The organism is Parvibaculum sp., assembly GCF_045863935.1.
In the GTDB taxonomy this organism is placed as follows: Bacteria; Pseudomonadota; Alphaproteobacteria; order Parvibaculales; family Parvibaculaceae; genus Parvibaculum.
This window is the reverse complement of sequence record NZ_BTVP01000064.1, coordinates 1-9,791: the sequence shown is the minus strand read 5'-3', so window position 1 is coordinate 9,791 and position 9,791 is coordinate 1. Positions and strand designations below refer to the sequence as shown.

The following is a 9,791-nucleotide window of genomic DNA, read 5'->3' as shown; positions in this document are numbered from 1 at the left end:
AACACCACACCGGATACCCGGCAAACCCGAACGCGATGGGTTTCGCAGAGGAATCACAGGGGGAGGGTGGGACTGCTCGCAATGACGAACCGAGAGAGAACCCTCAATCCTTCCCGATCGCCCCGTCCTTGAACAGCCGCTCGCGCAGCTCCTTGTCGAACGTCTTGTTGTTGCGCCTCATCCATTCGAGCACCATCACCGCATGCTCGATTTCCTCGTCGCGATTGTGCTCGAGGATCTTCCTGAGCTCCGGATCGGTGCAGGCTTCCGCGCGCTGGTTGTACCAGTCGACGGCTTCCAGCTCCTCCATCAGCGATACGATGGCGCGATGCAGGTTGAGCGCTTCGGGCGACAGATTGGATTCGTGCAGGCCTTCGCTGGACATGGGGACTCCTTCAGTGTTCTTGGCGGGCGCTCATTCAACGACCAGTTGGAACTGACGCCTCGTCAGGCGCGGGTAGGGCGGGAAATCCGCAAGCTGCTCCCCGCCCGCTTGTTTTAGCATGGAAATGACGGCCTCGCGCTCGCTTCCGCGCAGCGAGGCGAGAAAATCGAGCGGCCTTTGCAGCATCCAGAGGTCGAAGGTGAAGATCGCGCGCTTGTCGCGGGCCCCTTCGAGTTCGAACTCATGCATGCCGAGCGCGCGCGGCAGCGGCTCTTTGCCCGCGATAAGCTCGGGATGCGCCTCCACATGGGCCGTCAGCGCCGCCGCCGTTTTCAGAAGCACCGGCAGATATTCCCGCATGATCCGTGCAAGGACGGGCTTGAGCGTCTCCGGCACCTCGTCATGCCCGAGAAATTCGCCGCCCTTCGGATGCGGCGGCTTTGTCATGCGCTGCACCCATTCGGCGACCTTCGGCGCAAGCCTCTTCATGATCTCGCCGGAAGCCGGGTCGCGGTATTGATGCGCATAGAGCGGCCCGTAGAGCCCGAAGTCGGCGATGGAAGGCCTCGTGCCGAAGAGGAAGTCGTGGGCCGCGAAATGCGCGTCGAGTTCGGCAAGAAGCCCCTCATAGGATGTCTCGATGGCCGGTCCCGTCACCGGCGTTACGCCCAGCGCCGGCAGCGCGCCCGCGAAGGGCTTCGCCGTTTCCTCGCCCACGGCGCGCTGTCCCGCCTCGTCGAGGTCGGGGCGCGACAGCCGTCCGAATTCGGAGATCGCGAAGTCCCGGTTCTTCGTCCAGCGGTAATGCATGGCCGGTATCTTCAGCCATTCATCCGCCCAGGTCTCGATGAGGAGCGCCGCGAATTTCTGCTTCGCGCCTTCGGGATAGATCGGCGCTTCGGGAAACCGCGCCTCGAAATGGTCGATGATCTCGCTCGAGTCCTGCCAGGTCTCGTCCTCCGGCGTCACGACGACGGGGATCACCGGCCAGCCGACGCGGGCGAGGATCACATTGCGATAGATCTCGCGTGTCGGCGTGATTTCCGAAAAGGGAATGCGCTTGTAGCGCATATAGGCGCGCACCTTGCCCGAGAAGTAACTCACTTCCGCGCCGTAGAACTCGTATCCCTTTGTCATGACTTTTCCGCTTTCGCTCTTCTTTCCCTCTCCCCGGCGGGGAGAGGGGTGAGAGGACACAAGAAAAGGTCCGGTGGACCTTTTCGTCCTCGAACGCCCGCCGGAGCGGCGAAGCCGCGTAGGTGGGAAGGGTGAGGGGCAGGGTGGATTTTCTATCTATCGGCACTACAAGTGTCAATTAAACTGGCCACCGTCATCGCCCCAATACCTCTTTCGCTTCCGCGCCCGTCAGCACGTCGAGATAGAGCGCCTGCCGGCACTGGTCGAGGCAGGCGATGATCTGGCCGGGTCTCTCCCCCTTCACATAGAAGAAGAGATTGTAGCGCATGCCGCCCACATTGCTCACGGCGTCGAGTTGCCACACCGTGTCGTAGGGCGGCGCCTTGCCTCCGCCCGCCGCCGTTTCGATGAGCGCCACCGCCCTGGCCCGTCCTTCGCCCTCCAGCTTGCCCCCCTCCAGCGCGTCGAAGCGGATGTCGTAGCGCGCGTCGAAAGCGCCGATGGATGGCGGAGGAACGGCGCCCGGCGGCATGGCGAGAATGGAAACGGGATCGGCCGAGCCATGCGCGACCCACGCCTCGCCGAGCACCGGCACCAGCGCCTGCCCTTGCGGCGCGCAGACGCGCACCAGCCATCTGTCGAAAGGGGTGGGCACGGGCTTTGCCTTGCCTTGGGGCGCGCGCTCGCAAAGAAAGTCCTCCGCGTCTTCAACCCGGAGCACCTCCGGTGCACGCGTTTCGGCAGGTGCCGCCCCCGTATCGGGTGGCACGTCCGGCACCGTCAGCGGATCCATCTCCATGTCGATGCTGCGCTCGTCATGGGTGCCGCGGGGCGGATCGCCCGGCTCCCACACCTGTGCCTTGGCCGGCAGCGCGAGCGCGGCAGCCAGTGCGGCAGAGGCGAGTGCAATGAATGTCGGGCTTCGGCGGCACATGGGCGGGATGTCTCTTCTTCGTCTATGCCGGGCCGAGGCGGCGATGCGGGGCACCGGCATCCTCGTCAGACGGCGGAAGGTCATGGTTAAAAAAGCAGGATACCGGCCTTTTTGTCGAGCCGGAAGCGTTGACGCACACAGTCCTCGACAAATCGGAACATAACCCTCGTTGAGTGAGCGTGACCATCGGCACAAGCTTCCTTCCATGGAACCCCCGCGCCCGAAGACAGGTCTTCCCAGGCCATCGAAGGAGCGGCCAAGTGGAGTAAGCACCATGAACGCCATCGGCTCTGGATATAACCGGCTCGAACGCGGCTTCATCGCCGAGGCAGGCCATCGCGCACCCGCCGGGTCTTTCGGCCGCCGCGTCTATGGCCGCCCCGCGCCGGCGCCCGCCGCCGAACTCGAAGTCGAAACCATTCTCGAGCGTTGCCGTGCGCGCCGCGCCGGCCATGTTGCGCTGAACGACAGGCGTGAACGCGCGCGCCGCGGCAGCGAAGACACGCTCGCCTATATCGCGACGGGGCTCTGCCTTCTTGCCCTGTCCGCCGTTTCCGCTTTGCCGATGTTCTGAGCAAAGCAGCCCGGTTGTACCGGCGGCGGTCCCAACCCCCCAGGGCCCGCCATCGTCAAGGCCCGTGTTCTCCGGAACACGGGCCTCTTCTTTTGGCGGCTGGCTTCTCAACCGGATGCGGCAAATTAAACGCCGGCCATCTGGACCACCCTCCCCCTGTGGGGTGAGAGGCGGTTCGCGTCAGCGAACGAAAAGGTCCGGTGGACCTTTTCGAGCATCGAGCGCCCCTCGCCACGTAGGCGGGCAATCTCGCACCGGTCCTCGAAAGTGAATTGCTTGTATTTGTGCCCCATCGCAACACCTTAAGCTGGTGTTGCACTTCGTTTGTGAACTCAGGGGATCCATGGGCCGTGCGTCAAAGTTCGGCCGGAAGAGATTGGCGATAGCCTCTCCCCAACCCGTCATGGCCCGCTTCATGCGGGCCATCCACGTCTTTGCGTCGTCGGGTTAGCTTGTATGGCAATCGGGGCAGCACGTTCTGCAACCATTTGACTGTCGAAAATACCCCTTCGCCGCCGCGACAGCCGGGGCGCAGCTGCTGAACTGTCCGAGAGGCTGCTGATTGGAAGGTAGTGGCATAAATCTGCACCCCTCCCGGTGGACTTCGTGATCCCCGTTATCCTGCTCTCTCTTGTTCACACAATAAAAAGCCATCGTCCTTCTCCGTTCTGGATCGAGGACTCGACTCGCTAACATGATTCGTACACTGATTTAATAAAAATCAATGTAAGTCAGGTTGTCTGACATTGGCGATCTAAACCTTCTTCATCACACAAACAAAACTCTCCACCGGCACCCGCTTCTCCGTCCGGAGCACGTCGCGGTCGAGCGACACGATCTCGAACCCGAACTGCACCGCCACGTCTCTCAGATACCGCTCCGTATGACGGAAGCGCCGCGTCGGGCCGATCTCGAAGCCGCGCGCGGCGGCCTCTTCCGACATACCGTCCGACCGTTCGGTGGAAAACACGAACCATCCGCTCCGCGAAACCTTTGCCGCAAGCGCCGCAAACAGGGGCGCGAGATCGCCGAGATAGATCACCGTGTCGCAGGCGATGGCGAGCGAGAAGGGGCCTGCCTCCGCCTCGACCGTCGCAACGAGTTCCCCCGCCACGACGCGCGTATAGAAGCCGCTCGCTTCCGCCGCCGCGCACATGCGGGGGCTGAGGTCGACGCCGAGCATCGTCCCGCAAGCGCCGCGAAACGCCGCGCCCGAAAGTCCCGTTCCGCAGCCGAGGTCGATCGCGTCATGCGCGGCGCCGCCGAAGACGCCTGCCTTCTCCGCTGCCGCGCGCAGGAGCGCGGGCCCGCGATAGGAAAGCGTCTCCTGCATGTGCCCGTCATAGCGCGGCGCATAGCCGTCGAAGAGCGCGCGCACATAGGCCGCGCTCGCCTTTGTCGGCGCGGGCTGCGCTTCGAGTTCGGCAAGGCGGATGCCCGCGCCGCGCCGGTCGCTCGCGTCCTCTCCTTGCGACGCGCGGAAATGCCGCGCCGCCTTTGCCGGTTCGTCCAGCGAGGTCCAGGTCTCGCCGAGCCGGAAATGCGCTTCCGCTCTTTCGTTTGCCTGGCTCTCGTTCTCACCCGTGGAGAGGCGCAGCACGCGTTCGAGATCGGCAATGGCGCGCGCCGTATCGCCCGCCGCCATGCGCGCCGCCCCCAGCGCCAACAGCACCTCCGCCGAGCGGCCGTCCAGGTAGCTTGCCTCGTTGAGCGCCTCCAGGGCGTCGGCGTGCCGCCCTTCGAGCGTCCGCGCCCGCGCGAGAACCGTGAGCGCCCTCGCATTCGCGTGAGACCTCGCGGCCAGCATCTCGATGAGCGCCGCCGCCTCGCCGGGCTCGCCAAGATCGATCAGGCAATGGGCAAGCGCGGCGACGAGGCCCGCGGACCACCATTCGGCATCCCGCGCGGCGGCGGCGTCGCGCGCATGGGCAAGCGCGCCCTCGCGGTCGCCCGCGGCGATGAGCCGCTCCATCCGCGAAAGCGGATCCTGGGGATCGTCCGTCTCGCCCGGTCTGATTTCCTCCGTGAACGGAGGGTTGACCGTCAGCGCCGGGGATAAGTCCGCCGGATCTTCCGTTGAGTCTTCTGAAACTGGGGACATCTTTCTGACCGCGAAAAGGGCCGGACGGAGTTATCCCCGCCCGGCCCCAATTTATCCCCGGATTGCCTGTTCATCCGTGAACAGAAGGAATCCGGAAAACCTCTTCTACGTCTCTCGTCGGTCTATTGTGACACTATCGTGACATTCCGATGACAGTCGGGTCGCTTTATCCCCGCCTCAGCCCTTCAGCGTGCACTTGCCGTTGTTGATGACGACCGCGTCGCGCTCCTTCACGCGCGCCCTGAAGGAGATCAATCCTTTCTCCTTCCAGATGTCGACGGTGACCGTATCGCCCGGGAAAACCGGTGCCGAGAAGCGCACGTCGAAGCCCGTGATCTGCGTCGGATCGTAGTCGAGCGCGCCTGAAATGATCGCGCGGCAGCAGGTTCCATACGTACACAGACCATGCAGGATCGGCTTCGGGAAGCCGACGGCCTTGGCGAACTCCGGATCGGAGTGAAGCGGATTGCGGTCCCCCGAAAGACGATAGAGTAGTGCCTGGTCAGGCTTCGTCTCCGCGTCCACGCTCATGTCGGGTTCGCGCTCGGGCAGCTTGTGCGGTTCCGGTGCGCCTTCGCGCGGGCCGCCGAAGCCGCCATCGCCGCGCGCGAAGATCGTGGACGTCAGTGTACAGAGCTTGTCGCCACCCTTCTCGGTGAGGTCCGTCTCGGTCACGATGATCGCGCCCTTGCCTTCGCCCTTGTCCCAGGCGCCGACGACGCGGCTGTCGGCAAGTAGCTTCGCGGCGATGGGAAGCGGCTTGTAGAGTTTCAGGCGCTGCTCGCCATGCACCACCATCGCATAATTGATGCCGCTGTCGCCGATGGCGCCCGCACCCCATGCGATCACGGTCGCGAGCGTCGGCACGGTCTTCAAATTCTTTTCATAGACGAAGGGCAGTTCCTTCGCGTCCAGCGGGTCGCGTCCAAAGCCGATGCCCAGCGCATAAAGCATCGTTTCGCGGTCGCCATAGCTGAACTCCTGGCCTTCCGCTTTCAGGCTCATCAGCTTGTCGTAATTGATTGCCATACCGGCCTCCCTTGGAATGTAAGTCCGTTTCTTGGGCCATAGGAAAGCGGTTCCGCCAGCCTCGCGCAAGCGATCATTATGCCTCGCGCAAGCGATCATTGTGCCTCGCGCAGGCGATCATTGTGCCGCAGCGCAAAGCGTCTTCAGCGCTCGCCGAGCACCTTCCAGAGGCTCGTCGCCGTCATCACGTCTTCGTCGCCCACGCTGAAGCGTCCGGAGACGAAAATGATGGCGCGCGTCGTGCGGTCGATCCGTGTGCGGCACTCGATGAAGTCGCCCGCTCTCGCCTCGGTCAGGAAACTCGCCTGAAGGCTGAGCGTGACGCAACTTCGTTCTCCCGCGCCGCGATGCGCCGCCCCGCCGAGAAACGCATCGGCGAAAGTCATGAGCATGCCTTCATGTACCGCGCCCGTTTCGTCGACATGGCGTTCATCGGCGATGAAGCCGAAGATGCGTTCGCCGTTCTCTTCGCGCTCGAAGAGCGGTCCCACATAGGCTTCGAACGGATCGTGGAGGTCCGAAGGCTTCCAGCCTTGCGGCGGTTCGGCTTTCACGGGCGAGGGGAGCGGCTGTCTCACGCTTTCTCCGTCCCGCCGATTGCATAGACGCCGGTCGCGGTCATCAGCATGCGCGTGCCGACGCGCAGCTCGCCGGAAATGAAGAGCACGGTGCGCGTTGCGCGCGTCACCTCCGCGCGTCCTTCCACGGTGTCGCCTTTCTCGCCCGCGCTCACGAAATCGCAATTGAGCGAGAGCGGTCGCACCGTTGCATCCGGCGCCTTTCCGGTTGCCGTTTCCTTTGCGATCGCGCCGAGCACGATGGCGGCAAGCGTCATCATCATGCCGCCATGCAGCCTGTCGGCGCCGTTCAGGTGATGTTCGGCGATCTCGAAGGTGAAGGCGCCCGTCTCGTTGCGCAGCACCGGTCCCGCATAGGCACCGAAGCCGCTCGTATCGACCTGTCTTGAACTCATGGCAAACATCCGGGGGAAGTAAGGAACTGACAATGGCGCCTTATCTAGACCGTCGGAGGTCCGGATACAAGAAAACGGCCCGCCGGAGGAGCGGCGGGCCGTCATACTGCGAGGGGTGAAGGGCCCGATGCCGTCCTCCCTCATCCCCCACCGGGCGGCATCGGGCCTTTCATGCAACGCGGCGGATGCGAGGGGAGGGAATGTTCCGCCGCGAAGAGGGAAGTCTTCGTGGAAATTAAACGCCCGACAGCGCGTAGGGTTTCACGGCGATCCAGCGTTCCGGCACGCCATATTTTTCGAGCGTCGCGGCAACGGTGGCCGCGCGCTGCTCGGCCTCCCGCTGCGTCGAAAGATCGGACGACATCATCGCCGCTTGCGAAGGCGCCACCGTGACGTTCTGCAAGCCGCGATAGGTAATCTCTTCGGCGGCGGCGCGAAGCGCCACTTCCGCCTTGTCGTTCGTGGTGGTCCAGCCTTCGGCGAAATAGATCGGGAAGACGACGCGCTCGGCATCGTTCACGCCATAGCCCGGCGTGCGCGGTGCGGCGGGATCGACGGCGCTGACCGTGATCATGCGTTCCTCGATCTCGATCGTCTGCACCTCCGCGCTCACCGCCGGGCGGGGAAGGGGAAGCGGGTCCGATGCCGCCGTGTTCGCCACGAGCGCGGTCGCGATCGCAGTGCTGAGGCCAAGAGCGGCAACGAGGGTCAACGGCTTCATCTTCAGTCCCCTTCCATTTTCATCGTCCCGGCGCCCGCCTGGCGGTTCGCCTTCAACGCTCTCAAGATGGAAAACGAATGTGACCCGATACAGGTCCGCACGCGGCGGTTACGGGGAAATTTCAAGGCAACATTGGGGCACCCCCAACCTCGTCATTGGAGCACCTGGAATTCGTCGCGATTCGCGCGGCTCAATGTTCAAATTCCAACAGGTCACCTGCCTCGCCCCTACGGAAAATGACCGAGATTCCGCTTTGAAGGGGGTCTCCGGGCGTTTATGGTGCGCCTCAACTAGGGCCGGACCATTCAGAAAAAGGCGGTAAACGCCGGACCGGCCAAGCATCAAACCCGGCAATTTAAAGCCATCTAACCCCTTCGGGAGACCGTCCATGTCCAGAGAAGCAGTCATCGTGTCGACCGCGCGTACCGGCCTTGCCAAGTCCGGCCGCGGCGGTTTCAACAACACTCACGGCGCCGCCATGGCCGGCCATGCGATCAAGCACGCCATCGAGCGCGCGAAGATCGACCCGGCCCAGGTCGAGGACGTGCTCATGGGTTGCGGCGCGCCTGAAGGCGCGACCGGCATGAATGTCGGCCGCCTTGCGGCGATCTGGGCGGGTTGCCCCGTCACGACCTCCGGCACCACGGTCAACCGCTTCTGCTCCTCGGGTCTCCAGACGATCGCCATGGCCGCCGGCCGCATCCTCAACGAAGGCGTCCCCTGCGCCATCGGCGCGGGCGTCGAGTCGATCTCGCTCGTCCAGATGGGCGGCCAGAACCTCAATCGCATGACCGAAGAAAAGCTCATGCAGGAAAAGCCTGAGCTCTGGATGGCGATGATCGAGACCGCCGAACTCGTGGCCGAGCGTTATGGCGTCTCCCGCGAATACCAGGACGAGTATGCGTTCCGCAGCCAGCAGCGCATCGCCGCCGCGCAAGCGGCCGGCATCTTCAAGGACGAGATCGTCCCGATGCAGACCAAGATGAAGGTTGTGAACAAGGAGACGGGCGAGGAATCGCTGGTCGACTACACGGTCGGGAAGGACGAGTGCAACCGCCCGGAAACGACGCTCGAGTCGCTTCAGGGTCTGAAGCCCGTTTTCAAGAACGGCCAGAAGGTGAAGGAAGGCAAATACGTCACCGCCGGTAACGCCTCGCAGCTTTCGGACGGCGCCGCCGCCGTCGTGCTGATGGAACGCAAGGAAGCCGAAAAGAACGGCTCCGACATTCTCGGCGTCTTCCGCGGCTTCGCGGTCGCAGGCTGCGAGCCCGACGAAATGGGCATCGGCCCGGTCTTCGCGATCCCGCGTCTCCTCGAGCGTCACGGCCTGAAGATCGACGACATCGACCTCTGGGAGCTCAACGAAGCTTTCGCGAGCCAGTGCCTCTACAGCCGCGATCGCCTCGGCATCGACCCGGAAAAGTACAACGTCAATGGTGGCGCCATCGCCATCGGCCACCCCTTCGGCATGACCGGCGCGCGCTGCACCGGCCACATCCTGCTCGAAGGCCGCCGCCGCAAGCAGGCTGGCCAGAACGTGAAGTACGGCGTCGTCACCATGTGCATCGGCGGTGGCATGGGCGCCGCGGGCCTCTTCGAATTCGCGTAGGCGAATTACGAAGAGCCGGCAAAGGCGCCCATTCAAATATAAAGAAAGCTGAAATCGCCAAGGCGATTTCAGCGGGCGCCGCGGGCCTCTTCGAATTCGCGTAATTCGAAGCGTCTGAAAATTGAAGGCCCGTGGAGCAATCCACGGGCCTTTTTCTTTTCCACCACTAAACGTCATGGCCCGACTTGCCCCACTGCTGTCCGGTTTAATTTTCAATCCCGAATTTAACCGTCATGACCCGGCTTGTCCGGGTCATCCACGCCTGCCCCGGCGAAGCCGGGGTCTTTCTTTCCTGCCTTCCGTGCCGCAAAGACGTGGATGGCCCGCA

Annotated in this window: 10 protein-coding genes; 2 read left to right on the top strand and 8 right to left on the bottom strand. The window is 63.7% G+C overall.

The window, feature by feature from the left end:
• Positions 1-103: 103 nt before the first annotated feature.
• The 3 genes from ACKUUH_RS16640 to ACKUUH_RS16630 form a co-directional block, all read right to left on the bottom strand.
• Positions 104-385 carry a ferritin gene (locus ACKUUH_RS16640; RefSeq protein WP_407951009.1) on the bottom strand — a complete coding sequence of 94 codons (282 nt, stop codon included), beginning with the start codon at positions 383-385 and terminating at the stop codon, positions 104-106.
• A gap of 30 nt (positions 386-415) precedes the next feature.
• Positions 416-1,522 (bottom strand): glutathione S-transferase family protein, encoded by a 1,107-nt coding sequence (locus ACKUUH_RS16635; RefSeq protein ID WP_407951008.1) that lies wholly within the window; start codon positions 1,520-1,522, stop codon positions 416-418.
• Positions 1,523-1,715: 193 nt separating this feature from the next.
• The gene (locus ACKUUH_RS16630; RefSeq protein ID WP_407951007.1) at positions 1,716-2,456 is read right to left on the bottom strand and encodes a hypothetical protein; all 741 of its coding nucleotides are present in this window, start codon (positions 2,454-2,456) and stop codon (positions 1,716-1,718) included.
• A 274-nt stretch (positions 2,457-2,730) separates the two neighbouring features.
• Here ACKUUH_RS16630 and ACKUUH_RS16625 point away from each other — a divergent pair, with 274 nt between their 5' ends.
• A complete protein-coding gene (locus tag ACKUUH_RS16625; protein ID WP_407951006.1) occupies positions 2,731-3,030 on the top strand; it encodes a hypothetical protein in 300 nt (99 codons plus the stop codon).
• 754 nt (positions 3,031-3,784) lie between these two features.
• Here the strand turns inward: ACKUUH_RS16625 and ACKUUH_RS16620 are convergent.
• From ACKUUH_RS16620 to ACKUUH_RS16600, 5 genes are all read right to left on the bottom strand, one after another.
• Positions 3,785-5,131 carry a methyltransferase domain-containing protein gene (locus ACKUUH_RS16620; protein ID WP_407951004.1) on the bottom strand — a complete coding sequence of 449 codons (1,347 nt, stop codon included), beginning with the start codon at positions 5,129-5,131 and terminating at the stop codon, positions 3,785-3,787.
• 177 nt (positions 5,132-5,308) lie between these two features.
• Positions 5,309-6,160: a MaoC/PaaZ C-terminal domain-containing protein gene (locus ACKUUH_RS16615; RefSeq protein WP_407951003.1), complete on the bottom strand. Its 852-nt coding sequence runs from the start codon at positions 6,158-6,160 to the stop codon at positions 5,309-5,311.
• A 143-nt stretch (positions 6,161-6,303) separates the two neighbouring features.
• Positions 6,304-6,738 (bottom strand): PaaI family thioesterase, encoded by a 435-nt coding sequence (locus ACKUUH_RS16610; RefSeq protein ID WP_407951002.1) that lies wholly within the window; start codon positions 6,736-6,738, stop codon positions 6,304-6,306.
• Positions 6,735-7,133 (bottom strand): PaaI family thioesterase, encoded by a 399-nt coding sequence (locus ACKUUH_RS16605; RefSeq protein WP_407951001.1) that lies wholly within the window; start codon positions 7,131-7,133, stop codon positions 6,735-6,737. The genes ACKUUH_RS16610 and ACKUUH_RS16605 overlap by 4 nt, the downstream gene beginning before the upstream one ends.
• 235 nt (positions 7,134-7,368) lie before the next feature.
• Complete coding sequence (locus ACKUUH_RS16600; protein ID WP_407951000.1) at positions 7,369-7,854, bottom strand: hypothetical protein; 486 nt, start codon at positions 7,852-7,854, stop codon at positions 7,369-7,371.
• A gap of 388 nt (positions 7,855-8,242) precedes the next feature.
• On the opposite strand from ACKUUH_RS16600, the gene ACKUUH_RS16595 reads away from it, so the two are divergent.
• A complete protein-coding gene (locus ACKUUH_RS16595; RefSeq protein ID WP_407950999.1) occupies positions 8,243-9,463 on the top strand; it encodes an acetyl-CoA C-acyltransferase in 1,221 nt (406 codons plus the stop codon).
• Positions 9,464-9,791: the final 328 nt, after the last annotated feature.

Bases quoted from the DNA above. Each gene is read 5' to 3' on its own strand.
- ACKUUH_RS16640 (WP_407951009.1), bottom strand. From the start codon at position 385: ATGTCCAGCGAAGGCCTGCACGAATCCAATCTGTCGCCCGAAGCGCTC.
- ACKUUH_RS16635 (WP_407951008.1), bottom strand. From the start codon at position 1,522: ATGACAAAGGGATACGAGTTCTACGGCGCGGAAGTGAGTTACTTCTCG.
- ACKUUH_RS16630 (WP_407951007.1), bottom strand. From the start codon at position 2,456: ATGTGCCGCCGAAGCCCGACATTCATTGCACTCGCCTCTGCCGCACTG.
- ACKUUH_RS16625 (WP_407951006.1), top strand. From the start codon at position 2,731: ATGAACGCCATCGGCTCTGGATATAACCGGCTCGAACGCGGCTTCATC.
- ACKUUH_RS16620 (WP_407951004.1), bottom strand. From the start codon at position 5,131: ATGTCCCCAGTTTCAGAAGACTCAACGGAAGATCCGGCGGACTTATCC.
- ACKUUH_RS16615 (WP_407951003.1), bottom strand. From the start codon at position 6,160: ATGGCAATCAATTACGACAAGCTGATGAGCCTGAAAGCGGAAGGCCAG.
- ACKUUH_RS16605 (WP_407951001.1), bottom strand. From the start codon at position 7,133: ATGAGTTCAAGACAGGTCGATACGAGCGGCTTCGGTGCCTATGCGGGA.
- ACKUUH_RS16600 (WP_407951000.1), bottom strand. From the start codon at position 7,854: ATGAAGCCGTTGACCCTCGTTGCCGCTCTTGGCCTCAGCACTGCGATC.
- ACKUUH_RS16595 (WP_407950999.1), top strand. From the start codon at position 8,243: ATGTCCAGAGAAGCAGTCATCGTGTCGACCGCGCGTACCGGCCTTGCC.